Source organism: Exiguobacterium marinum DSM 16307, assembly GCF_000620845.1.
Lineage (GTDB): Bacteria > Bacillota > Bacilli > Exiguobacteriales > Exiguobacteriaceae > Exiguobacterium > Exiguobacterium marinum.
This window is the reverse complement of sequence record NZ_KK211189.1, coordinates 882852-905974: the sequence shown is the minus strand read 5'-3', so window position 1 is coordinate 905974 and position 23123 is coordinate 882852. Positions and strand designations below refer to the sequence as shown.

Genomic DNA, 23123 nt, shown 5'->3' with positions numbered 1-23123 from the left:
GTATCTATATAAGAGTGCCTGTCCGTCGTCCCGCCTACGAATTAAGCCGGGACGCTTTTTTTGCATTACTCGAAAAAAATTCCGTCATTAGACTTGTAAGTCGAATTTATTTTGATATGATAAATCTAGAGACGGAAAAAAATTCTTTTTCAGGGGTGACAATATGGAAATTGGTTTGATTGGTTTAGGTAAGATGGGATACAACTTGGCACTCAACTTGAGCGACCACGGACACACGGTCGTCGGGACGGACGTCGGGAATGTCACTTCGGACGCGTTCTCCATCGTGCCGACACTCGAAGATGTCGTGAGCAAGTTGTCGACACCACGTATCATCTGGGCGATGGTCCCGGCCGGAGACGTCACGGAAGCGGTGCTCGCCGAATTGTATGAGCGACTCGAGCCAGGCGACATCGTCATCGACGGCGGGAACTCGAACTACAAACTCTCGGTCGCACGCGCCGAACAGTTCGCCGAGAAAGAGATCAAATTCTTCGATTGCGGGACGAGCGGAGGCACGGACGGGGCACGAAACGGTGCCTGTACGATGGTCGGGGGTGACGCGGAGGCGTGGCCAACGATTGAACCAATCTTCAAAGATCTGTCTGTCGAGAACGGCTACTTGTATACGGGTCCTGCCGGAAGCGGTCACTTCTTGAAGATGATCCATAACGGCATCGAGTATGGGATGATGCAGGCGATTGCCGAAGGATTTGATATCTTGGAGAAGAGCCCGTTCGACTACGACTATGAACAAGTCGCACGTGTCTGGAACCACGGCTCGGTCGTCCGTTCTTGGCTCATGGAGCTCACAGAGAATGCTTTCAAGAAAGATGCGAAGCTTGATGAGATTCGTGGGGTCATGCATTCGTCCGGTGAAGGAAAATGGACGGTCGAGACAGCACTCGAACTTCAGGCAGCGGCACCGGTTATCGCCCTTTCGCTCATGATGCGCTACCGTTCACTCGAAGATGACACGTTCTCTGGAAAAGTCGTCGCCGCGCTTCGCAATGAGTTCGGTGGCCACGCGGTCGTCAAGAAGTAAGGAATGTTTGAAAAGGTCACGGGGAGTTGGCCTTTTCCTTTGTCAGAAACTGTAAACGGTTACATATTCGGAATTTAGGGGGAACACTCAATGTCTGGCTCAACACTTATTTTGATCGCCTTAGCCGGGATCTTCTTGCTTTTATTTTTAGTCATTCGCACAAAGCTTCACGCATTCGTTTCGTTGTTACTTGTCAGTCTCATCGTCGGGGTCGCGGCCGGCATGCCACTCGGGGACGTCATCGCTTCCATCCAGAGCGGGATGGGCGGAACGCTCGGCTTCGTCGCCGTCGTCGTCGGTCTCGGTGCGATGTTCGGGAAGATGCTCGAGGTGTCAGGTGGAGCGGAACGCCTCGCCCAGACGCTCGTCAGTAAGTTCGGAGAAGATAAAGCGCAATGGGCACTCGGGATTACAGGCTTCATCGTCGCCGTCCCGGTCTTCTTTGATGTCGGATTCATCATTCTCGTCCCAATCGTATACGGTCTCGCCAAAAAGACGGGACGTTCGCTTCTCTACTACGGGATTCCGCTCCTCGCAGGTCTCGCAGTCACGCATAGCTTCATCCCACCGACACCTGGTCCAATCGCCGTGGCCAACTTGATTGGTGCTGACCTCGGATGGGTCATCTTGTTCGGTGTCCTCGCCGGGATTCCATCCATGATTTTAGCAGGTCCTGTTTTTGGGAAGTATATTGCTAAGAAGATTCATGTGACGATTCCAGACTACATGGAATTCGAAGAAATCGATACATCGAAAGAATTACCGAGCTTCAAAATGATTTTATCGCTCATCTTGATTCCGCTCGTGCTAATTTTAGCGAACACATTATCAGCGGTTCTTCTAGATGAAGGGAATGCCGTCCGTGACTTCTTGACGTTCCTCGGACATCCGTTCGTCGCCTTGACGATCGCGACGCTTCTCACGTTCGTCTTCCTCGGGACACGTCGTGGCTATTCACGTGACGAGGTCCAAGAGATTGCAACGAAAGCGCTCGAACCAGCTGGGATCATCATCCTCGTCACAGGGGCCGGTGGTGTGTTCAAACAAGTGCTCATCGACTCAGGTGTCGGTGACGTACTCGGTGAAATGATGGCCGGTTCCCCACTTCCGGCGATTGTCCTCGCCTTCTTGATTGCGACGGTCGTTCGTGTCGCCCAAGGGTCGGCAACGGTCTCGATGGTCACAGCAGCCGGACTCATCACACCACTACTCGAAATTCAAAACATCACGGGCGCGGCACTCGGTTTGATTGTCATCGCCATCGCCTCAGGAGCGACAGTCCTCTCGCACGTCAACGACTCGGGCTTCTGGCTCGTCAACCGTTACTTCGGTCTCGACGTGAAAGACACGCTCAAGTCGTGGACGATTATGGAAACAATTATCGGACTCACGGGCTTCGCCGTTGTGTTCTTGATTAGCCTATTTATCATCTAAGTTAGGAAGTGATTGTGTGTTTACGATTGGGGTCGATATCGGGACGACAAGTACGAAAGCCGTCCTGTTCAACGGTCATCAACAACTGGCGGTACATAACGTGTTGTATCCGCTTCTCACGCCCGATACGGAGACGGCCGAGCAAGATCCGGTCATCATCTATGGGGCCGTGCTCGAAGCCGTCTCGGCGGTTCGCGCCAAAGCGGATGGTCCGATTCGCTTCGCATCATTCAGTTCGGCGATGCACAGCTTGATCGCACTCGACGCATTAGGACGTCCGCTCACAAACAGCATCACATGGGCCGACAGTCGTGCGAACCCGTATACGCAAGAAATCAAACGCGACTTTGACGCGAGCGCTCTCCATATGCGTACCGGCACACCCGTTCATCCGATGGCTCCGCTGTCGAAGTTACGTTGGCTGAAGGCGGAACATCCGGATGTGTTTGAACAGACGGACAAGTTCGTCTCCATCAAAGAGTATGTCTTCTATCGGTTGACGGGACGCTTCGTCGTCGACCACTCCATCGCTTCAGCGACGGGACTATTCAATTTGAAACAACGGGATTGGGATGCGGAAGCACTCGAAGTCGCCGGTGTGACGCCAGATCGTCTGTCAGAACTCGTTCCGACGACAGAAATTTTACACGTGACGCCTGAAGTGACCGAGACACTCGGTTTTGATTTCCCGCTCGTCATCGGGGCAAGCGACGGCGTACTCTCAAATCTCGGTGTCGGTGCCTTCGAACAAGGTGTTGTCGCCGTGACGATCGGGACGAGTGGCGCCATTCGAACGGTCGTCTCGGAGCCTGTCGAAGACCCGAAAGGTCGCATCTTCTGTTATGCACTGACGGACAAACATTGGGTAATCGGTGGACCCGTCAATAACGGTGGCATCATCCTCCGTTGGCTCCGTGACGAGTTCGCGGCAAGTGAGGTCGAGACGGCGAAACGACTCGGGATTGATGCGTACGACGTGTTGACCCGAATCGCAGAAACGGTCAAACCGGGTGCGGACGGTCTCTTGTTCCATCCGTATTTGATGGGTGAACGGGCACCACTTTGGGATTCGAACGCCCGTGGTTCCTTCTTCGGACTCAGCATTCACCATAAACGCGAACACTTCATCCGTGCTGTGTTAGAAGGTGTCATCTTTAATCTCTATACGGTCATGCTCGCACTCGACGAGTTGACGGGCGCACCGAACCGGATCCATGCGACGGGTGGATTCGCCCAGTCGAGCCTATGGCGCCAGATGATGGCAGACATCTTCGATACGCCGGTCGTCGTGCCGGAAAGTCACGAAAGTTCATGCCTCGGGGCCGTCATGCTCGGGGAGTATGCCTTTGGGGACATTCAGGAGTTTCAAGAGGTTCCGCAAGTGACCCATGAGCATGCAGCGAACATGGAAGCAACGAACGTATATCGCGAACTCTTACCGATCTACATTCGTCTGTCGCGTCATCTATCGGAAGAATATGAAGCCATTTCAGCCTTTCAGCGGAAGCATGTATGACATCAAACCGAGTCCTTCGAGGGCTCGGTTTTTTGAAGGATGACAGGAGATTAAGTTATATAAATAGAAAGTAAGTGTGAGGTTGAACTGTCGACACGAAAGAAGGGATTGATGGAATGGCGATTGCAATCGGATATCTCATCGCAAGTTTAGGAGCATTTGTAGCGTATTGGTTCAGTACAGGCGAAGCACGAAACACAAAATTTAAAATATGGGGAGTCGCTCTCATGATTCCTATATCACCAGCCTTGGCCTTTTCAATCGGACTCTCCTACGCAATAAGTGTGCAGAACGGTTGGGCCGCACTAATCATGTGGTTCATTTTTCCTGTGATTTTCTTTAGTGGTCTTGCGCTTCTATTGGTCGGTCTATTCAAAAAAGAAAAGAAGATGGTTTGAATGATATGACCATAACACTCACGACAACCCGCTGTCTCATCCGTCCGTTCGAACGACAAGACATCGAGTCGTTCATGACGTATCGGAACGACTTGGACTGGATGAAGCATCAGTCATTCAAAGGACTTAGCTACGTAGAATACGAAAACGCCCTACTCGGCGAACAATCGCTTCTTCAAGGCGCGCAACTCGCCATCATCGACCAAGTGACCGGTGAACTGATTGGGGATGTGTATATCCAGCAGGAAGGTACAACATATTGGATCGGTTACACGATTTCGCCCACTCACGCTCGAAAAGGCTATGCGTTCGAGGTGATGTCGGAGTTGATTCGTCACTTGGCCGACCGAGGAGCGGAAGCGTTCAAAGCCGGTGTCTTAGAGGAGAACATGGCGTCCATCGCGCTATTGAGAAAATTGAACTTCACTTATCTCACGACAGAGATGGATGAACAGATTTATCAGCTCGGTGTATCGGATGTGTGATTAGGTCGGTTACATAGGTCACTTATTTTGACTCAAGGAGGTCTTTGTTCGAATAAATGAAAAGACGACTGTGATTCACCTTGTGTCTCCAACTTCTCGTAAAAAACACATCACATAAAGATACTTCCTCTTCCCATTGGCAATACCAATTGAGACGGAGATATGAATTCCGTGTTTATTCAAAGTAAGTCGATTATTATCATTCTACATACCACCAAAAAATCGAGCCTTGATTGGACTCGACTCAAATTTAGTTTTGATATGTCACCATTACAAATTGACCGGATGCACGCTGATTCGTCAGTTGAAGTTTCGTCTCTTCCGTACCTTCTGGGAAGAGCGGTATCCCCTCTCCTAACACGATTGGAGCAATCGCAATCTCATACCGGTCAATCAAATCATGTTCCATCGCCGCTTTGATGACTTCACCCCCACCGATAAGCCAGATGTCTTGATCGACTTCTCTTTTCAGCCGATGGATCAGCTCTTCAATCGACTCATCTGTGAACGTGACATGCTCGGCTTCACGATCAGGGTTCCTCGTCATAATATAGTTCGGCATGTCTTTATATGGGTACTCTTCTGACAATTGAAGGACTTCCTCATACGTCTTCCGTCCCATGATGACGGCACCAATCGTTTTGAAAAACTCGGCATAGCCGTTGTCCCCGTCCCCATCTACCGCGAACAACCAATCAAGCTGGTCGTTCGACCGAGCAATCTTTCCGTCTAAACTCATCGCAATATATAACACTACATTTGGCATCATGTCTTCCTCCTTGATTCTTGATATAGTCAGCTTAACGAATAAACACGACAAAAGATGACGGGAATGGTCACGATGAAAAAAAGACATTTACAACTGATTCGGCTGCTCAATCGTGGACGACGTGTTACCGCCGAAGAACTGTCTCAAGAGACAGGCGCCTCCATCCGGACGATTCAACGGGATATGCTGTCACTTGAAGAGCTCGGTTATCCGATTTGGAGCGTGCCCGGGATTGGTGGGGGCTATGAGATGTTACCGAATCGCTTGTTGCCGCCCCTTCACCTCCGCGAACAAGAAGCCGTCGCCCTTTACCTTACGCTCAAATGGATGGAACAAATCTCCGACGTGCCATTCGGTGATATAAGAAATACGCTGTCCGACTGGTACGCGAACGAATTACCGCAAGACTTGGAGACGAAGATTCATCGCTTGGAACGAAACATCCTATGGCTCGGGAACAAACAGATTCCTAAGACTCCGTTCACAAAAGACATCTATCAGGCGGTCGAACAAAGAAACCAGATAGAGATAGCGTATCGAACGACGAAAGGTCAACGCACGTTCACCGTCGCACCGATTGGCATGGCACTCCTTGACTTGAAGTGGTATCTCTTCGGCCTCTCTGAACTTGGACTCCGTCAATATCGGGTTGATCGCATCGAAGCGGTACAATTGCTGGAAGAAATGTTTGAATCCGAAGACTTGGTGACATTACTACAGGCAAGTGACGAACGGGTCGGTGTGACCGTTCAACTCGAACTGACGCCACTCGGTCGTCGTTTACTTGAAGATGTATTACCCGATATCGAGGAGAAAAATGAGTGGGACATACCCGAGGAAGAACTTCCGTTTTTATCGAGACAGCTGTTGAAGGCTGGAGCGGAAGTTGAGGTGAAAGCGCCGAGTGCGTTACGAGAGATGATGAAGGAGCATACAAAACGCCTTGCCGCATTATACGTATAAAGACTGAAACGGCCCAACCTTTGAGGTTGAGCCATTTGTCAATTTGCTTCATCCATTTCTTTGTGGATTCGTAACAATTCATTTTTATATAGGTCAGAACGACCTCCAAAAATCGCTTGAATGTTGTTTTTCACTTTGACGACTCCCGCCGCCCCAAGTGCTTTTAATTCGTCTTCATCGATTTGAGAGACATCTCTCACTTCAACACGTAGTCGTGTGAAGCAAGCGTCGATATCGAGAATATTCTCTCGGCCCCCAAGTGCCTCCTCAATCGCGAGTGCTGTCGTTTGAATCGCTGACTGACCTGACTTTTTATCATTGTAATCTTTCCGTGTATACAGTTTCGCTTCTTGTCCACCTCGACCAGGTGTCGCCAAGTTCCACTTCTTGATGGCAAATGTAAAGATACTATAGTAAACGATGAAGAACCCAATGCCGACGACGATGTTCATCCACCAACGCGGTGTTCCTGGTAAGACGTTCACTAAAATATAGTCAATCAACCCTGATCCTCCAGCCCAACCGATATGTGTATCGAGCGCATACATGAGCGCGAAGGAAATCCCCGTCAACACGCTATGGATGACATACAGGATTGGTGCCACGAATAAGAAAGTGAATTCAATCGGTTCTGTGATTCCTGTTAAAAAGGCTGTACCGGCTGCGGCAATCAACAACCCTCTTACAACGGGACGTTTGTCCGGATCAGCCTGACGATACATCGCGAGCGCCGCTCCAAGAAGACCGAACATGATGATCGGGAACTTACCAGACATGAAGCGACCTGCCGTCACTTCAACACCCTCAGCAATCTGGGCGAGGAAAATATACTGATCACCGTTCACTACCGCATCACCGACCGTTGCTGTTCCACCGAGAGATGTCCACAGGAACGGGGCATACCAAATATGATGTAATCCTGTCGGAATCAATAACCGCTCCAACATTCCATATAACCCTACGTATGCAGGATTAGTCGCATCACTTGCGATGACATTTGCCATTGAAGTCAATGCCGATTGGATCGGTGGCCAAATGAGCATCATGACAAATCCAAGTAAAATGGAGAAGAAGACCATCACAATCCCGACAGAACGATCACCTGCAAAAAAACCTAACACTTCTGGCGGATTGAACGTATGGAACTTTTTATATACCCAAACTGCGAGCAACCCGACCGCAATCCCTCCGAGCACACCGGTTTCAAGCGAAGGAATACCAAGTAACATCCCGTATTCCCCACTCTCAGCAGCCATTTCTGCCGTGATGCCGAGTGAAATCGAGATTGTCGTATTCATAATGACATATCCGACGAGTGCTGCGAGTGCGGCAATCCCTGATCCCCCTGACAAACCAACTGCGACGCCGATGGCAAAAATGATTGGTAAGTTCGCAAAGATGCTTAGACCGATTTGTAACATCCCAGCACTGATTGCTTCTACCGTTCCGTTCTGTAAAAAAGTCCAACTATCTGCTAAGGGACCTGTGAGTGCTGCACCTAGTCCTAGCAAAATTCCGGCAGCCGGCAACAAAGCGACCGGTACCATGAGCGCTTTCCCGAACTTTTGAAAAACTCCAAACCATCGACTCATTCGATTCACTCCTCATATTGTAAGCGTTATCAATCTTGACAATGAGAAAGGGGATTTTCTCCCCTCTCTAGTTACCGCATCGCTACTGTCTCACCCGATTTTAATTCCGGCCAGTACGTTCTGTTTTCTTCAATCAAATCATCTAAGATTCGACGAGCCACCGGTGCATCGACAACTGTACGATTGAGTGTGAGCGCTTGAAGTGCCTTCTCATAACTGTTTTCAAAGTATGCGTCGACGACGAGTTGCTCATACGCTAGTTGCCCTTCAATCATGCCTTTATAGAAACGTGGGATTTTCCCGACTGCGAATGGTTTTGGACCACGATTTGTGAGCATCGCCGGTACTTCAACCATCGCATCGTCTGGTAAGTTCGAAATGATCCCGTCATTTTTCACCATGACGATGAAAATATCACCGTTATTGTAAGCTAACGATGCCGCAACTCGAATCATGTAACAACCGTGAATATCGACTTCTAGGTGGACGTTCTCGAGCGAGTCGTCCGCAATGATTTGGTCACACATCGAGAAGACACGTTCTTGACGGCCGTTGATCACTTGTCGTGCCCGTGTGTTCGTGACGTCCTCTTTTTCTGCCATATCAGATGGATACAAGTAATATTGAAGATACGTGTTCGGCAAGTACTCTGGGAAGTCTGTAAGCATCTTCTCGACTTGCTTGAACGTCTTGATCCACGACGGATCATTCGCAATCTCTGAATCTTCTGGAATGAAGCCGTCTTCTAAAATGGCGCGTTTGATATCTTCCGTTAATTCATTTCCTTCTTTATCAAAGATGCCTGTAAACCAGCCAAAGTGATTCAGTCCGAAATATTCCGGGACGAGATCCCAAATCTCTTTACCTAGAATTTTCGCATAGCTCACCATAATTGCTGCCGGCATATCACAAATATTTAATATTTTTTGATCGTTCGGGTACGCACGTTTGAGCGCCTCGGCGACAATCGCAGCAGGGTTCGTATAGTTTAAGATCCAGCCATCCGGTGAGCCGGCGCGAATGTCAGAGATGAGTTCAATCATATCTCCGATCGAGCGCATCCCGTATGACATTCCGCCCGGTCCACACGTTTCTTGTCCCACCACGCCATGACGAAGCGGAATCTGTTCATCTTTTTCGCGCATCTCCAAGCCACCCGTTCGAATCTGAACGAAGAAGAAATCCTTATCTTTGAAGGCATATTCTTTGTCCGTCGTGTATTCGAACGACTCAAGTTCTGGATAATGCTCACGCAAGATGACTTCACTCGCTTTCGCGACACGTTCTTGACGTAATTCATCTGTATCGTAAAACGTGATAGAACGAAGTGGGAAGTGTGCTTTCTCCTCAATCAAACTCATGATCATGCCGATTGTGTACGTACTACCTCCACCGACGACGACGAGACGCTGTGGTTTTTTCATGTGTGCGTTCCCCTTTCAATACATACCTAATTGATTACAATACAAATTTAATACATATTATTTAAACCGTCAACACCTTTTTGAAAACGTTTTATTTTTGTATACTATGAGTAATGAACGTATGAGATTAGGAGGTTATTCACATGAAAGCCAAATCTCCGCTATATCAGCGGATTGCTCAGGAGATGCGCACGTTTATCGAGGCAGGCGATTGGGCGCCCGGTGAAGCGATTCCGACAGAAGCACAACTCGTCGAGGAATTTAAAGCGAGTCGAGTCACCGTTCGACAAGCCGTCAAACTACTTCAAGAAGAAGGTCTACTTTGGAAGCGACAAGGGAGCGGCACGTATGTGCAATCCGAAAAGATTGAACATAATATGTACGAATTAAAAAGCTTCACTGAAGATATGAAACGGGAAGGAAAGGAAGTCACGAGTAAAGTACTCACTTTCACCGTCCAACCTCCGACTGAAAAAATAAGGGAAATACTCGAACTCGATGAAAATGCTCTTGTCTACTACATTCGCCGTCTACGCTTTGCGAACGGAGAGCCGCTCATTGTCGAAGATACGTATCTTCCGCTCCAATTGTTCCCGGATTTAACGTACGAGGTAATGACACGGTCGAAGTACGATTATATTGAAAACGTCAAGAACTTGAAGATTGCCGACAGTGTTCAAGAATTTATCCCGGTCTTACCGGCGAAAGAAATTGCTGAAATGCTCGAGGTGAGCGATCGAACGCCAATACTAAAAGTCGAACTTTATTCATTTCTCATGGACGGTAGTCGATTTGAGTTCACCGAAACCTATTTCAAGAGTGAAGAGTATCGCTTTATCATCCGATCCGGTCGGAGACATGAAACTACAAACACCCAGTGAATCTAACGATTCACTGGGTGTTTTGAAATGCTAACTTATATACTTCAATATTTATCCTACAGACTTATGCTATTCCAGCTGCTTTACGGATTCGAATAGACGTTCAGCATTTTTAGGACTACTCGTCAGGTAAATGGTTTCTAACAAGCTATTTTATGAACCGATTCGATGGAAAGGTCGATTGCGACCAGTTCGTGGAAAAGTGGTCACTTCCCGCGAGGAAGAGGGATGGTCGTATGGGATTGCAGCCCTCGATTTCTTAGAACTGCTTCTATATGTCATACAGGCCATTCCACGATTGTTTTTTCGCTTTTTTGGATAAAAAAAACCTCAGAAATCTGAGGGGCCCAACATCACATATCCAAATCTGTAAACGCGAGCGGGACGAGTTCCCCGAGCGTCACTTCTTTCACATCGGCGTTGCCGTTTGTGAGGAGTACTTTGAAGTCAGGATCGCCGAATTCGACCATGACTTGGCGACAGATGCTGCAAGGTGGCAAGAAGTCTTCCGTGTCCCCAGACACGGCAACCGCTTCGAAGTCACCTTTTTTGTATCCTTGAGCGATTGCTGTGAAAATCGCTGTACGCTCTGCACAGTTTGTTGCTCCGAACGAAACGTTCTCGACGTTGACGCCGTCGATGACCGTACCGTCCTTCATGAGAAGTGCCGCGCCGACGCGGAACTTCGAATATGGTGAATACGCATTGTCCTTCAATTGGCGTGCGCGTTCGACTAATTGTTGTTGGTTCATCTAAGTCATTCCTCTCGAATATCGAATGAACTGATGCCAGTCCCCATGCCTCTCATTTTTAGGCAGGATTTTTAGCATACACCCACCCCGAAGAGAAGTCAATGACTTTTTACAAACGCTTTCATGAACAAACAAAAAAGAAGGAACTCTCGCTCCTTCTCCCCTCTCTTTCCCCTTTATACCAACTCAAGCTGCGCGACAGCCGCCTCTTCCCTTTCCGTCTGCACGTGATGACGACCGATTGGAATGACGGAAGGTGAACCGGATACCGGGTCACACATGACCGAGCAGCGAAGGTTGAAGACCCGATGGATCAAATCACACGTGATGACGTCCGACGGCTTCCCTTCGGCAATCAACTTCCCTTTATCGAGTGCGAAGATATAGTCCGCATAACGCGCCGACAAGTTGATATCGTGAAGCACCATGACGATCGTCGTCCCGTACTTTCGATTCAAGTCCGTCAACAAGTCGAGAATTTCGACTTGGTACGTGATATCGAGATATGTCGTCGGTTCATCTAAAAAGAGGACCTCCGTCTGTTGGGCAAGTGCCATCGCAATCCAGACGCGTTGACGCTGTCCGCCTGACAACTCATCAATCGGACGGTCCGCAAACTCGGTGATGTTCATCATCTCCATCGCTTCAGCGACAGCCTCGTAATCGGCTTTTGTCCATCCCTTCAAGAATGATTGATGCGGATAACGGCCGCGACCGACGAGATCGGCGACCGTGATGCCTTCCGGTACGATCGGGGACTGTGGCAACATCCCGAGGACACGCGCTAGCTTTTTCGGTGCCATCTTCGAGATCGGCTTGTCATAAAGCGTCACTTGACCGGCACTCGGTTTGATGAGGCGTGCCATCGTCTTCAGTAGCGTCGACTTCCCGCAACCGTTCGCACCGATGATGATGCTGATCTGATTGCTCGGAATTTCAAGACTGATATCGTTCAAAATCATCTTGTCCTCGTATCCTGAGGTGAGATGTTCCACTTTCATAATGGATGCCATTTAAAAGTCCCCTTTCTGGTTCATCCGAATCAACAAGTATAAGAGATATGGCGCGCCGATGATGCCGGTGATGACACCGACCGGATAACGTGCCGTGAAGGCGAATTGTCCGACGAGGTCGGCCGCGAGCACTAAGATGATCCCGACAAGCGCTGCCGGGAGGATTCCCGCATGGTTCATTCCGACGAGGCGTTTGGCGATCGGTCCTGCCAAAAAGGCGATGAAGGCGATTGGTCCCGTCGTCGCTGTCGCAAGCGCCAGCATGAACACTGCAGCAATGATCAGTAGAAGTCGGGTCTGGTTCGTATTGATCCCGAGCCCTGTCGCCGCCATTTCCCCGAGCTCGAGCATTTCGAGCTGACGAGTGAGTAACAGGACAATCGGTAAACAGATGAGCACTGTTATGATTAAAGGCGGCAACTCCTCAAGTTTCGCCCCATTTAAACTTCCTGTCAACCACCGCATGGCCATCGAGACATCGTTTTGTCGACTGATGAGCAGTAAGTAATTGATGACCGCTGTCAGCATCGCCTGAATCCCAATCCCGACCAAGACGAGACGACCGATGGAAAACGCGGCACCTTTCGATAGAAAATAAATCACGAGCACGGTGACGAGCCCTCCGATAATCGAGGCAATCGAGATGATGGCCTCACTCGACTGAAGGACGACGATACAGAAGACAGCCGCCGCACTCGAACCGGTTGTGATCCCGATGACGTTCGGGTTGGCGAGCGGGTTACGGAGCATCGTTTGGAAAATCGTTCCCGCGACCCCGAATGCCGCTCCGGCGAAGACGCCGGCGAGCATACGCGGGAGACGAAGTACCTCTACGGCGAACGTCGCTCCTTTTACGTCTTCCCCGAGCAAGACGCGGATGACATCTTGAACGGGATAAATCGTATTGCCCAACATGAGCATTAACCCGCTCAATAAAATCGCGATGACGGTCAAGATAAGCGTCATGCCAACATAACGACGGCGACGCTTCATCCGTCCTTGTCTGATTTGTTCAATCGCTGGTTGCATCATAGTCCTCGTACTTTCACTTTCATTGTCAATAGAATCAAGATCGGAGCCCCGATGAACGCCGTCACAATACCAACCTCAAGTTCACCCGGGCTTCCGAGCAAACGTCCGATGACGTCTGAGGAGGTCAGAATAAATGCACCGGCTAGAGCAGACATCGGCATGAGATAACGCTGATCCGGACCGAGCACGAGTCGAATCAAGTGCGGGGCGAGAAGTCCGATAAACCCAATCGGTCCGGCGAGCGCCGTCGCTGCCCCGCAAAGAATCACTCCGGCGAACGAGGCGGTCAGTTTCAGCGTCCCGGTCCGAACGCCGAGACTTTTCGCCATCTCTTCCCCGAGCGCGAGCGCGTTCAAGGAAGGCGCTGTTACGACCGCGATCACGAGACCGATCAATAAGAACGGTAAAAACGTATAGATGGAATCCACATTCCCCGCACCAACGCTCCCCACTTGCCAAAAACGGAACTGATCCATGACGTTCGAACGCGGAATCATGAGTGCCATGACGAGTGACGATAACGCCGCACTCGTCGCCGCTCCCGCCAAGACGAGTTTGAGCGGGGTCGCCCCACCTCGACCGAGCGAGCCAATTCCGAAGACGAAGATGGCCGTCAATAGCGCCCCGACGAGCGCAAACCAGATGAACGCACTCGCTGTCGAGATGTTGAAGAACGCGATCCCAATGACGACGGCGAGGGCCGCTCCCGTGTTGACCCCGAGAATACTCGGGTCAGCGATTGGGTTACGCGTCACCGATTGCATGAGCGCCCCCGCCACACCGAGTGCCGCCCCGCACATGAAACTGAAGATTGTTCGGACGACCCGCTCTCGGACGATGTCCGCTTCATACGACTGAACAGCCGGGCGAAATAAACCGTCCAGCAGTTCATTCCACCCGACTGTCCGTGAGCCGAAGGCAAGGGATGCCAAAATGCACAGCACCGTCAATACGAGCGTCCCGGTGAGAAGAAGCGGAAAGTGTTTTGGCGAGTGCATCTGTTTGATTTGTGATTGCATCATTTTACTTTCGCAAGGGCATCCGATACACGTGAGACGTACTCATCAATCGTATATTCGATTGAAAGTGGCGTCGGTGTTCCAGCCGCTGCGAGTGGTGTGTTGTCTTCGATCAAGACGACCGAACCACGCTCGATAGCTGGTACTTTACTGTAGAGCGGGTCTGCTTGAAGCGCCTTCAACGTGTCTTCATTTCCGTAAGTGACGAAGATGTCGACGTCGTTCAAGATGTCGACGTTCTCTTTACTGAGTTCAAGATAGAAGCTATCTGCTTTTTCCGCTTCATCTAAAATGTTTTGTGGATACTCCATCCCGAGCTCTTCAATGAAAGCACCTCTAGGGTCACCCGTTGTGTAAATATAGAATTTTGAGAGGTCTTCCGCGCTCATCGAAACGAAAGCGGCTTTTTTACCGGCAATCTCAGAAACGGCTGTCGCCTTGTCTGTAATCAACTGCTCCGTGTCTTTAATCAATTGTTCACCTTCTTCACCAAGCCCCATCGCGAGTGAGTCATAACGAACCATGTCTTGCCATGACGTGACCCAAGGTGTCTCTTTGTACGCCACGACTGGCGCGATTTGGCTGAGTGTGTCGTAATCTTCTTGCGTGATGCCTGAGTAGGCCGCTAAGATGACGTCCGGGTTTGAATCGGCAATTGCTTCAAAGTCTAATCCGTCCGTGTCTTGATAGATGTTCGGGTTCTCTTCCCCGAGCGCTTTCAACTTCTCAGCTGTCCATGGAAGCATGCCGCTGTCGTCTTGGACACCGTAGTTCGCAGCCGAGAGTCCGACCGGTACGACATCGAGTGCGAGCGCGACGTCATGGTTCCCCCATGAAATCGTAGCGACGCGCTCTGGTCTTTCTTCGATGACCGTTTCCCCAAACGCATGCTCGATTGTGATCGGGTAACCTTCTGCCGACTCCTCGGTACCTTCATTCGTGGAAGCGTTCTCAGCTTCTTCTGAACCACAACCGGCTAAAATGAGTGCAAATGCCGATACAAAGATAAACATATGTAACCACTTCTTCATTGTCTTGTTCACGTGATTATTCTCCTTTTCGAACTTTTTCTGTATTTTATCGATACTGATAATCATTATCATTTATGAGTATAGACCTGCTCCTAAGTCATGTCAACCGCTATTCGGCAAAGAAATATGAAAAAACCTGTCTTTTTAGGACAGGTTGATTACAACTCCCGATGGCGTCGCATGACATCAGCAATCGGTTCATCTTGTTTTTCAAGCTCTGATACAATCCGTTCATGATCCATATCGTTTCGATTTTGACTTAATTTGAACGTCGCCTGCATGTCAGTGATCTCGATCCGAAACCCGACGACACCGTGCATTTGTCGCTTTACCGGTTCTGATAATGTATCCCAACGCACTGCATGCTCACGTTCCCCTTCATGCTCGTGTAGTAATCCTGCTAGTTCCTCAACCAACTCGTTTTCATTGAGAATCGTCGCACGCCCATACACGTGTACGGCTTGATAATTCCAAGTCGATACGTCTTCGTGCCCGTACCAGGATGCTGACACATATGCGTCCGAACCTTGGAAGATGACGAGGACCGTCTGTTCTTCAATCGTTCGCCACTGTGGATTCGCTTTTGACACGTGAGTCGTCAGTTGACCGTTCACCTCGTCAAATCGTAAAGGAACGTGCGTCGCAATCGGTTTGTCCCCATCATGCGTGACGATGGTACCGAATGGATGGGCATCGAGAAACGCGTAAATCTCAGCTCGCTCTTTGACCGAATATTGTTTTGGAATATACATAATGTCCCCCTTTCTCCTATTATATTCTGAACAAGACGGGTATATCGACACAGAAGGAGGAATGTTTTTATGAAACCAACGATCAAAGCCATCGTCTTTGACGTATACGGCACATTATTCGACGTCCATTCTGTAAAAGATGCCTGTGAACAAGAGTTCCCTGAAAAAGGAGCAGCTATCAGTCAAGTGTGGCGAACGAAACAACTTGAGTATTTCTTTTGGCGGCACATGATGGGACGATATGAAGATTTCGATACAGTGACCCGGGACGCACTCCGTTACGCGCTCGCCGTGCATGACGCAAAAGCGACGGATGAAATCGAACAACATCTGATTGCATCGTATGCGCACCTCACCCCGTATGAGGAGGTCGAGTCGGTCCTAAAAGAGCTGCATGACGTGGAGACCGTCATCCTTTCGAACGGGACGAACGAGATGCTCGAGGTATTGCTTCAAAATGCCGGACTTACCGACTATTTCGATGAAGTCGTCAGTGTCGACGGGATCAAACAACCGAAACCAACGCCAGCCGCCTACATGCACTGGTTCAAGACGTCCGGTCTTCGTCGTGACGAGGTGCTCTTCTTATCGTCGAACGGATGGGACATCGCCGGGGCAAAAAACTTCGGCTTCCATGCGGCATGGATCAATCGGAACGACTTGCCGTTCGAAGCGTTCGATGTTAAACCGGATGCGATTTATGAAGAGTTAAACGGGATTATGGAATGGGTGTAACCCACGTCGATCTAAATATGAGAAAATAAAGAAAATAGGACCGAAATGAGGGAGACACATGGCACACCGTATTTACACTACGAGCTTTGCGAGCGTCTATCCACACTACGTCGCCAAAGCCGAACGGAAAGGACGAACGAAGGAAGAGGTCGACTCGATCATCGAGTGGTTGACGGGATATGACGAGACCGGACTCGAGCGTCAACTTGCGGACGAAGTAGATTTCGATACGTTCTTCGCTTCGGCACCACATCTAAATGAAGACCGTACCCTCATCAAAGGCGTCGTTTGTGGTGTACGTGTCGAAAACGTCGAAGAGCCACTCATGCGCGAGATTCGTTACTTGGATAAACTCATCGATGAGTTGGCGAGGGGCAAGAAAATGGAGAAAATCTTACGAGGAGGCGAATCATGATGGACGTGACGACACTCGTGGACGAGGCACGACTTGATTCTTTCATTCATCTGATTGAGGTCATCGATGAGCATCTACCAGAAGGGTTTGAAAAGACGACCGATGGACATGGGATTCATTACGTCGTCCCACTCGACACATATCCATCCGGGTATCATGTCACACTTCATACTCCCTTACCATTCATCAGTGTAATCGCTCAAAAACGTCATATCGGACTCTATCATATGGGCATTTACTCCGATCCTGAATTGCTCGCTTGGTTCAAACAGGAGTATGCGAATCGCGTCCCGACAAAGCTCGATATGGGCAAAAGCTGTATTCGCTTCAATAACGTGAAACGGATCCCGTTTGACTTGGTCGGGGAACTCGTCGAGAAGATGACTGTTGAGGAATGGATTCAGCGCTACGAAGGAAGCCGAGGCTAACGCTTCGGTTTTTTCGCACATTCGTATTCTTTCATGAGCTGAGTTTACGGTATGCTTAGAAAAAAGGAGGGACGCCTCATGCCACGTTGGCTAAAAATCACTTTGTTTTTACTCGTATTCGGCACGTTGTTTTATATCACTCATTTCCATTATGAGTTGCGTCCGTCTGACATCCGGGACATCGTCTTATCATTTGGATTTTGGGGTCCACTCTTCTTTATTTTTCTTTATGCCATCGGGCCAGTCGCCTTTTTACCGACATCTGTGCTGTCACTTGGAGCCGGTCTCGCGTTCGGCGTATGGCCAGGAGTCCTCTATATCATCATCGGTGCGACCGCTGCTGCGACGACCGGTTACGTTATGGGGCGCTTTTTCGGCCGCTCGGTTATCAATGTTGACCGTTATCCGTGGTCGGAGAAGCTGTTCACCCAGATGGAACGCCGCGGTTTCTTATATGTGTTCGTCTTACGACTGATCCCGCTCGTCAGTTTTGACTTACTCAGCTACGCCGGCGGAATCTCACGCGTCCGTTTCAGTGCCTTCGTCCCGGCGACCGTGCTCGGCATGATTCCGGGGACGTTCGCTTATAGTTTTCTTGGGGCAAGCCTCGCTTCAGGTAGTGTCACCACGATTTTCATCGCCGCGCTCGTCTTCACCGGGTTGATTGTTGTCACATATATCTTCCGTGAGCCTGTTAAAAAGTGGCTTGGGTTGAATTGAAAACTCATGAAAAGGAGCATCATGCTCTTTTTTTGTGCCGTGAATGTGTAAATAGAATAAACTTCTGTGAACTTCTTCCGATATGTATAGAGCTACAACAAATGAAAACGAGAATGTGAGGAAAGAAACATGAGTTTTACGAAACGAAATCAGTTGATGTTGTTGACGACGTTATTGATTGTAATGACGTCGGTTGTCGTCCATTTGCTTCACCGTTTCACGGAATTTGCTTATACGTATACGATTTTACGAAACGGCGCAGATGACTATGTGTATTCAAGTGTAACGTGGGTGCTCTTCGCACTCCCACTCGTCTTCTTCGGAATGATGCTCGTCAGCCTAAAAAGAGAAGATAAAACGTTCCCGTATTGGATGATGCTCACGCTCACCTTCGCGAGCATCTCGACGGTCGCCGGTGGACAAGGACTCGTTGAATATCACTTCTCCATCTTTGTCGTCTTGGCGATTTTGTCGTTCATGCGTCGCATCGACTTGATCCTCTACAGCGCTGGCATCTTTGCTGTTCAACATTTAGCGGGATACGCTTTATTTCCTGAGATGATTTGTGGAACGAGCGATTATCCGTTCAGCTTGTTACTCATCCATGCCGTATACTTGATCCTGCTCAGTGCGGTACTCGTCGCCCAGATTTACTACCGCAATAAAGAATCGGAACGGATCGAGACACAAGAACAGGAAACACGAGCGTTGCTTCAACAAGCGATTCAAGACGTCAGTTCCCTCGTTCAGTCCTTGAATAACCACGCGGAAGAACTCGAATCGGCTGCGAACCAGTCACTCGAATCTGGTGAACAGATTGCCATCACGGTCGACCCGATTGTCGCGCACGCCTCGTCCCAACAAGCTTCCATGGTGCAAGGGGCTGATGAAATTCAATCGATTCGTTCCCTGACAGCACTCATCCAGGAACGGATGGCGCAAACGGCAGCAGCCTCTTCCCGCATCGCCAAAGACGCCCTTTCTGGGAATACGGATATGCGTCTCATGGAAGAAAAAGTACATGAAATCATCACGGAATCCGAGCAACTCGAGCAGATCGTCGCAACGATGACGAATCGTTCCTCTGAAATCCAAGGCATCTTGCAGCAAGTCGGCTCAATCAGTGAACAGACGAATATGCTCGCCTTGAACGCATCCATTGAAGCGGCTCGTGCCGGAGAAGCTGGTCGTGGCTTTGCCGTCGTCGCTTCTGAAGTCGGGAAGCTCGCCGCCCAGTCACGCGAATATGCATCCGAGATGACCCGTGTCCTCGGTGGATTGATGGATGATACGACGGTCGTGTCGAAATCGGCTCACCTTTTCAAACAAGCAACAGAGAACTGTCAAACCGTCACAAATGACGTGACGGCCGTCTTCGGTCGCCTCACTGAAGACGTGTCCGAAATCGATGCACAAATCGCGTCGATTCAAGAAACGAGACAACTCGTGACCACGCAGATGGAGACGCTTGAAACACGCCTCGAATCAACGAAACACGCTTCAAGCGAACTGCAACAACAGATTCATCACGTGGCCGCCGCAACGGAAGAACAGGTCGCCGTCCAAAAAGAGCTCAGTTCGATGTCAGACCGTCTTGCCATCACGGCGAACGCACTTGAAGATGTGACGACACAACTCGAAGATCACGCATCACGCACGTAATACAAATGCCCTCGACCAAGCGGTCGGGGGCATTTGTATTATCGATCGAGTAATTGACGAATTCCTTCTTGAAGCGATGTGACCGGACGTCCGAGAACCGGTTCAAAGTCGCTCTCGTGAATCTCGAGCGTTCCTTGACGGATGCTTCGTTGAATGCCAGCAAGAAGTGCGACCAGGTCATCGGGCATCCCTGCCCCACGCATCGTCTCTTCGTATGCCTCGAGGCTCAGCTCTTGCATCATCACGTCACGGCCTAACACTTCACTGAGTGCGTCTACAAGATCTTGTTGGGTATGAAGTGGTCCAGACAATTCATAGACAGCACTCTCCTGCTGTTCTTTCAACAGGACATTCGCCGCAGCTTCTGCATAATCTTGTTGAAGTGCCCATCCGACTTTCCCATCCCGAGCCGCCGTGATCCATGGTGCCCCGTCAACGACTGCCTGAATGCTCGACAACTCGTTCTCTAAGTACCAGTTGTTCCGTAAGAATGCATACGGAATACCTGACTCGACAATCGCTTCCTCTGTGACGACGTGTGGAGGTGCCATCAAGTTCTCACTGTCTGTCGCATCGGCGAGACTCGTATAGGCGATGAATGAAACATCAGCCCGTTTTGCCGCCTCGACTGCGTTCGTATGTTGACGAATCCGCGTGTCGTTGTCGCCATCTGCCGAGATGATCAAAAGACGTTCGACACCTTTGAACGCTTCATCGAGTGTGTCCGACTGATCGAAGTCACCATGTCGCACATCGACCCCGCGCTCTTTGAGTGAAGCGGCTTTCTCTGGATTCCGTACACTGACAGCTAGATCACTCGTATCAATTGATTTGAGTAGCTCCTCCACGATCTTCGAGCCGAGTTTACCCGTTGCTCCTGTGACTAAATATTTCATGCGGCCATCCCCTTTCTCATGCTTCAGAATATATTCCCGTTCTCTACATGCAATTAACTCGATAACAAAATAACACTTGACTTCAAGTTCATATGAACTTAAATTAATGATATAAAGGTTCGCATGAACTTAAAAGGAGGAATTGTTGTTGACCCTACTCATCGGGTTTTTACTCATCGTCATCTTCATGCTCGCGCTTGACCTCGGGGTGTTCCACCGCAAGGCACACGAAGTCTCGCTCCGCGAGGCATGGACATGGACGTTTGTCTGGATTGGGATTGCCCTCGTATTCGGGGGATGGTTGTTCTACACGCAAGGCAGTACGGCCGCGACGGAATATGCGAGCGTATACTTCATCGAGAAGGCACTCGCGATTGATAACGTGTTCGTCTTCTCGCTCGTCTTTGCCTACTTCGCCATCCCGCTCAAGTATCAGCACAAAGTGTTGTTCTGGGGGATTCTCGGAGCGATTCTTTTCCGCGCCGTCTTCATCGTCGCTGGGGTATCGTTGTTAGAAAACTTCGGTTGGGTGTACTACGTGTTCGGAGCGTTCCTCGTCTATACGGGTTGGGTGATGTATAAAAATATCGGGAAAGACGAGTCACTTGAAGAAAATAAGACGATTCGTTGGCTCGAACGACGCCTTCCGATCACACAAGACATTTCATCTGGGAAGTTCACGAAACGGATCAACGGGAAGTTGTTCTTCACACCGCTCTTCATCGCGCTCATCTTCATCGAGTTGTCGGATATCGTCTTCGCCGTCGATTCGGTCGCCGCGAGCTTCGCGTATTCGCGTGACCCGTATATCATCTTCTATGCGAATATCATGGCGATTCTTGGACTTCGTAGTCTCTACTTCGTTCTCGCCAACTTGATCGACCGCTTCTATTACTTGAAGCACGGCCTCAGTTTCATGCTCGTCTTTATCGGGGCGAAGATGATTTTAGGTGATGTGTACAAGATGCCGATCTGGATGTCGCTCGGGACAATCGTTCTCGTCATCTTGATTAGCGTTCTCTATAGTTTCTACAAAACGAAACCTAGTTCGGCCAAACACGTATAATGAATCAATCGATCCATTTCGTCGGTGTTCTTTCTTTGAAATTCTCGGGTAATCATTGAGGTGCACAACTACAGAAAAGGGGATTCACTATGTTTGATCGGATTGGCCTCATGAGTATCGGTCTCGTCTTCGGGATCATCCTCATGTTACTCTTCAACAACTTATTCGGATTAGTGTTCGGTGTCGTTCTTGGCGCGAGCCTCATCGTTGCCAACCAACTCGGACGAAACAAACGAACAACGATCCACTAACTAAAAAGCACGCGCCCCCATCGATTGGGGAGCGCGTGCTTTTGCGTCAAAACATCGTATATGGATTGATACTGTTGGCAGGAGCTGAACTGCTATATACATAGCTGTTCCGGTGTACTTCGAAATGGAGATGGTTCCCGAACGAGTTGCCGGTATTCCCGACGGCTCCGATCGTCGCCCCTTTTGTGACCGTCTGTCCATTGACGACATGGAGGCGGTCGAGGTGTGCGTATACCGTGATGTAGGTTTGGCCATTTAACTGATGGGTCATCATGATGTGATTCCCGTACGCCCCGTAGTTTCGGGAGACAATGACTTGTCCAGACGCGGCTGCCACGACCGGTGTTCCTCTTGGAGCAGCCAAGTCGATGCCGTTATGGAACGTATAACCGTACTGCCCGCTCGCAGGACCATACTTTTGTGTCAACGTCCCTTTTGTCGGGATGATCATTTTCGCAGTCGATGTCGTTGAAAGCGTGGAGACACTATACTTCTTCACATATGTACTCGATACGTAGCGGGATGTCCCGTTGAAATTGATTTTCGTCCATCCCCCGCTCACGCCGAGATATTTGAACGACTGTCCCAACTTCGCGCTACCGACAATCTTATACGTCGTGCCCGGACCCGAACGGACGTTTAAACTGTTGGTCGTGACTTTGACATAATACGTGGTCGCCGCTTCAGCAGGGGTACTGGCTGGGGTGAAGATTATCATGGTGAGTAAGACTGCACAGAAGAGGGAGAGCATCTTTCGTTTCATGTTATGGTAAATCCTTTCAATTATGTATTTAAATTTTTTTATTTTTTATATTATCTTGATGAAAAAATTTTACCACCAAAA

The 23123-nt window shown here is 49.5% G+C and carries 25 protein-coding genes; 14 read left to right on the top strand and 11 right to left on the bottom strand.

Annotated elements, in window-relative coordinates:
- The first annotated feature begins 163 nt into the window (after window positions 1-163).
- The 5 genes from gnd (at window position 164) to P400_RS0105105 (ending at window position 4878) form a co-directional block, all read left to right on the top strand.
- A complete protein-coding gene (gnd, locus tag P400_RS0105125) occupies window positions 164-1045 on the top strand; it encodes a phosphogluconate dehydrogenase (NAD(+)-dependent, decarboxylating) (RefSeq protein WP_026825171.1) in 882 nt (293 codons plus the stop codon).
- A gap of 90 nt (window positions 1046-1135) precedes the next feature.
- Entirely contained in the window at window positions 1136-2479 is a 1344-nt protein-coding gene (locus P400_RS0105120; protein WP_026825170.1) for a GntT/GntP/DsdX family permease, read from the top strand.
- 16 nt (window positions 2480-2495) lie between these two features.
- On the top strand, window positions 2496-3995 hold the full coding sequence (gene gntK, locus P400_RS0105115; RefSeq protein ID WP_026825169.1) for a gluconokinase: 1500 nt from the start codon (window positions 2496-2498) through the stop codon (window positions 3993-3995).
- Between the two features lie 116 nt (window positions 3996-4111).
- Window positions 4112-4393, top strand: coding sequence for a hypothetical protein (locus P400_RS0105110; protein ID WP_026825168.1), 282 nt, complete (start codon window positions 4112-4114; stop codon window positions 4391-4393).
- Between the two features lie 5 nt (window positions 4394-4398).
- Entirely contained in the window at window positions 4399-4878 is a 480-nt protein-coding gene (locus tag P400_RS0105105) for a GNAT family N-acetyltransferase (protein ID WP_152538871.1), read from the top strand.
- 250 nt (window positions 4879-5128) lie between these two features.
- Here P400_RS0105105 and P400_RS14895 read toward each other — a convergent pair whose 3' ends face one another.
- Window positions 5129-5644: a dihydrofolate reductase family protein gene (locus tag P400_RS14895; RefSeq protein ID WP_034770855.1), complete on the bottom strand. Its 516-nt coding sequence runs from the start codon at window positions 5642-5644 to the stop codon at window positions 5129-5131.
- 75 nt (window positions 5645-5719) lie between these two features.
- On the opposite strand from P400_RS14895, the gene P400_RS0105095 reads away from it, so the two are divergent.
- Entirely contained in the window at window positions 5720-6610 is an 891-nt protein-coding gene (locus P400_RS0105095) for a helix-turn-helix transcriptional regulator (RefSeq protein WP_026825166.1), read from the top strand.
- A gap of 38 nt (window positions 6611-6648) precedes the next feature.
- On the opposite strand, the gene P400_RS14890 is transcribed toward P400_RS0105095, so the two are convergent.
- Together P400_RS14890 and P400_RS0105085 are read right to left on the bottom strand one after the other, a co-directional pair.
- Window positions 6649-8202 (bottom strand): PTS transporter subunit EIIC, encoded by a 1554-nt coding sequence (locus P400_RS14890; protein WP_034770852.1) that lies wholly within the window; start codon window positions 8200-8202, stop codon window positions 6649-6651.
- Window positions 8203-8273: 71 nt separating this feature from the next.
- Window positions 8274-9626 (bottom strand): 6-phospho-alpha-glucosidase, encoded by a 1353-nt coding sequence (locus P400_RS0105085; protein WP_026825165.1) that lies wholly within the window; start codon window positions 9624-9626, stop codon window positions 8274-8276.
- A 143-nt stretch (window positions 9627-9769) separates the two neighbouring features.
- On the opposite strand from P400_RS0105085, the gene P400_RS0105080 reads away from it, so the two are divergent.
- Complete coding sequence (locus P400_RS0105080; protein ID WP_026825164.1) at window positions 9770-10507, top strand: GntR family transcriptional regulator; 738 nt, start codon at window positions 9770-9772, stop codon at window positions 10505-10507.
- A gap of 353 nt (window positions 10508-10860) precedes the next feature.
- Here P400_RS0105080 and P400_RS0105075 read toward each other — a convergent pair whose 3' ends face one another.
- The 6 genes from P400_RS0105075 to P400_RS0105050 all read right to left on the bottom strand — a co-directional run bounded on the left by P400_RS0105075 (window position 10861) and on the right by P400_RS0105050 (window position 16106).
- Window positions 10861-11259, bottom strand: coding sequence for a cytidine deaminase (locus P400_RS0105075; RefSeq protein WP_026825163.1), 399 nt, complete (start codon window positions 11257-11259; stop codon window positions 10861-10863).
- A gap of 176 nt (window positions 11260-11435) precedes the next feature.
- The gene (locus P400_RS0105070) at window positions 11436-12272 is read right to left on the bottom strand and encodes an ABC transporter ATP-binding protein (protein WP_026825162.1); all 837 of its coding nucleotides are present in this window, start codon (window positions 12270-12272) and stop codon (window positions 11436-11438) included.
- Window positions 12273-13301 carry a FecCD family ABC transporter permease gene (locus tag P400_RS0105065; protein WP_407636716.1) on the bottom strand — a complete coding sequence of 343 codons (1029 nt, stop codon included), beginning with the start codon at window positions 13299-13301 and terminating at the stop codon, window positions 12273-12275.
- Complete coding sequence (locus tag P400_RS0105060) at window positions 13301-14326, bottom strand: FecCD family ABC transporter permease (protein ID WP_026825160.1); 1026 nt, start codon at window positions 14324-14326, stop codon at window positions 13301-13303. The genes P400_RS0105065 and P400_RS0105060 overlap by 1 nt, the downstream gene beginning before the upstream one ends.
- Window positions 14323-15354 carry an iron-siderophore ABC transporter substrate-binding protein gene (locus P400_RS0105055; RefSeq protein ID WP_026825159.1) on the bottom strand — a complete coding sequence of 344 codons (1032 nt, stop codon included), beginning with the start codon at window positions 15352-15354 and terminating at the stop codon, window positions 14323-14325. Before P400_RS0105055 ends, P400_RS0105060 begins: the two co-directional genes overlap by 4 nt.
- 158 nt (window positions 15355-15512) lie before the next feature.
- Window positions 15513-16106, bottom strand: coding sequence for an FMN-binding negative transcriptional regulator (locus P400_RS0105050; protein ID WP_026825158.1), 594 nt, complete (start codon window positions 16104-16106; stop codon window positions 15513-15515).
- A gap of 69 nt (window positions 16107-16175) precedes the next feature.
- On the opposite strand from P400_RS0105050, the gene P400_RS0105045 reads away from it, so the two are divergent.
- The 5 genes from P400_RS0105045 (at window position 16176) to P400_RS0105025 (ending at window position 20066) form a co-directional block, all read left to right on the top strand.
- A complete protein-coding gene (locus P400_RS0105045; protein WP_026825157.1) occupies window positions 16176-16841 on the top strand; it encodes a haloacid dehalogenase type II in 666 nt (221 codons plus the stop codon).
- Between the two features lie 58 nt (window positions 16842-16899).
- Window positions 16900-17256 carry a DUF2200 domain-containing protein gene (locus P400_RS0105040; RefSeq protein ID WP_026825156.1) on the top strand — a complete coding sequence of 119 codons (357 nt, stop codon included), beginning with the start codon at window positions 16900-16902 and terminating at the stop codon, window positions 17254-17256.
- On the top strand, window positions 17253-17684 hold the full coding sequence (locus tag P400_RS0105035; protein WP_026825155.1) for a DUF1801 domain-containing protein: 432 nt from the start codon (window positions 17253-17255) through the stop codon (window positions 17682-17684). Before P400_RS0105040 ends, P400_RS0105035 begins: the two co-directional genes overlap by 4 nt.
- A 78-nt stretch (window positions 17685-17762) precedes the next feature.
- Entirely contained in the window at window positions 17763-18404 is a 642-nt protein-coding gene (locus P400_RS0105030) for a TVP38/TMEM64 family protein (protein WP_026825154.1), read from the top strand.
- Window positions 18405-18533: 129 nt separating this feature from the next.
- Complete coding sequence (locus P400_RS0105025) at window positions 18534-20066, top strand: methyl-accepting chemotaxis protein (protein ID WP_026825153.1); 1533 nt, start codon at window positions 18534-18536, stop codon at window positions 20064-20066.
- 38 nt (window positions 20067-20104) lie between these two features.
- On the opposite strand, the gene P400_RS0105020 is transcribed toward P400_RS0105025, so the two are convergent.
- Window positions 20105-20962 (bottom strand): SDR family oxidoreductase, encoded by an 858-nt coding sequence (locus P400_RS0105020; protein WP_026825152.1) that lies wholly within the window; start codon window positions 20960-20962, stop codon window positions 20105-20107.
- Between the two features lie 148 nt (window positions 20963-21110).
- Here P400_RS0105020 and P400_RS0105015 point away from each other — a divergent pair, with 148 nt between their 5' ends.
- On the top strand, window positions 21111-22028 hold the full coding sequence (locus P400_RS0105015; RefSeq protein ID WP_034770849.1) for a TerC family protein: 918 nt from the start codon (window positions 21111-21113) through the stop codon (window positions 22026-22028).
- Window positions 22029-22117: 89 nt separating this feature from the next.
- Window positions 22118-22279, top strand: coding sequence for a hypothetical protein (locus P400_RS15650; RefSeq protein WP_161634144.1), 162 nt, complete (start codon window positions 22118-22120; stop codon window positions 22277-22279).
- A 46-nt stretch (window positions 22280-22325) separates the two neighbouring features.
- Here P400_RS15650 and P400_RS0105005 read toward each other — a convergent pair whose 3' ends face one another.
- Window positions 22326-23042 (bottom strand): peptidoglycan DD-metalloendopeptidase family protein, encoded by a 717-nt coding sequence (locus tag P400_RS0105005; protein ID WP_026825150.1) that lies wholly within the window; start codon window positions 23040-23042, stop codon window positions 22326-22328.
- Between the last annotated feature and the right edge of the window lie 81 nt (window positions 23043-23123).

What these genes read in the sequence shown, in the direction of transcription:
- P400_RS15650 (WP_161634144.1), top strand. Translation starts at nt 22,118, where the DNA reads ATGTTTGATCGGATTGGCCTCATGAGTATCGGTCTCGTCTTCGGGATC.
- P400_RS0105080 (WP_026825164.1), top strand. Translation starts at nt 9,770, where the DNA reads ATGAAAGCCAAATCTCCGCTATATCAGCGGATTGCTCAGGAGATGCGC.
- P400_RS0105050 (WP_026825158.1), bottom strand. Translation starts at nt 16,106, where the DNA reads ATGTATATTCCAAAACAATATTCGGTCAAAGAGCGAGCTGAGATTTAC.
- P400_RS0105045 (WP_026825157.1), top strand. Translation starts at nt 16,176, where the DNA reads ATGAAACCAACGATCAAAGCCATCGTCTTTGACGTATACGGCACATTA.
- P400_RS0105065 (WP_407636716.1), bottom strand. Translation starts at nt 13,301, where the DNA reads ATGCAACCAGCGATTGAACAAATCAGACAAGGACGGATGAAGCGTCGC.
- P400_RS14895 (WP_034770855.1), bottom strand. Translation starts at nt 5,644, where the DNA reads ATGCCAAATGTAGTGTTATATATTGCGATGAGTTTAGACGGAAAGATT.
- P400_RS0105075 (WP_026825163.1), bottom strand. Translation starts at nt 11,259, where the DNA reads ATGAACCAACAACAATTAGTCGAACGCGCACGCCAATTGAAGGACAAT.
- P400_RS0105025 (WP_026825153.1), top strand. Translation starts at nt 18,534, where the DNA reads ATGAGTTTTACGAAACGAAATCAGTTGATGTTGTTGACGACGTTATTG.
- gnd (WP_026825171.1), top strand. Translation starts at nt 164, where the DNA reads ATGGAAATTGGTTTGATTGGTTTAGGTAAGATGGGATACAACTTGGCA.
- P400_RS0105030 (WP_026825154.1), top strand. Translation starts at nt 17,763, where the DNA reads ATGCCACGTTGGCTAAAAATCACTTTGTTTTTACTCGTATTCGGCACG.
- P400_RS0105110 (WP_026825168.1), top strand. Translation starts at nt 4,112, where the DNA reads ATGGCGATTGCAATCGGATATCTCATCGCAAGTTTAGGAGCATTTGTA.
- P400_RS0105040 (WP_026825156.1), top strand. Translation starts at nt 16,900, where the DNA reads ATGGCACACCGTATTTACACTACGAGCTTTGCGAGCGTCTATCCACAC.
- P400_RS0105120 (WP_026825170.1), top strand. Translation starts at nt 1,136, where the DNA reads ATGTCTGGCTCAACACTTATTTTGATCGCCTTAGCCGGGATCTTCTTG.
- P400_RS14890 (WP_034770852.1), bottom strand. Translation starts at nt 8,202, where the DNA reads ATGAGTCGATGGTTTGGAGTTTTTCAAAAGTTCGGGAAAGCGCTCATG.
- P400_RS0105085 (WP_026825165.1), bottom strand. Translation starts at nt 9,626, where the DNA reads ATGAAAAAACCACAGCGTCTCGTCGTCGTCGGTGGAGGTAGTACGTAC.
- P400_RS0105005 (WP_026825150.1), bottom strand. Translation starts at nt 23,042, where the DNA reads ATGAAACGAAAGATGCTCTCCCTCTTCTGTGCAGTCTTACTCACCATG.
- P400_RS0105095 (WP_026825166.1), top strand. Translation starts at nt 5,720, where the DNA reads ATGAAAAAAAGACATTTACAACTGATTCGGCTGCTCAATCGTGGACGA.
- P400_RS0105020 (WP_026825152.1), bottom strand. Translation starts at nt 20,962, where the DNA reads ATGAAATATTTAGTCACAGGAGCAACGGGTAAACTCGGCTCGAAGATC.
- P400_RS0105035 (WP_026825155.1), top strand. Translation starts at nt 17,253, where the DNA reads ATGATGGACGTGACGACACTCGTGGACGAGGCACGACTTGATTCTTTC.
- P400_RS0105055 (WP_026825159.1), bottom strand. Translation starts at nt 15,354, where the DNA reads ATGAAGAAGTGGTTACATATGTTTATCTTTGTATCGGCATTTGCACTC.
- P400_RS0105105 (WP_152538871.1), top strand. Translation starts at nt 4,399, where the DNA reads ATGACCATAACACTCACGACAACCCGCTGTCTCATCCGTCCGTTCGAA.
- P400_RS0105070 (WP_026825162.1), bottom strand. Translation starts at nt 12,272, where the DNA reads ATGGCATCCATTATGAAAGTGGAACATCTCACCTCAGGATACGAGGAC.
- P400_RS0105060 (WP_026825160.1), bottom strand. Translation starts at nt 14,326, where the DNA reads ATGATGCAATCACAAATCAAACAGATGCACTCGCCAAAACACTTTCCG.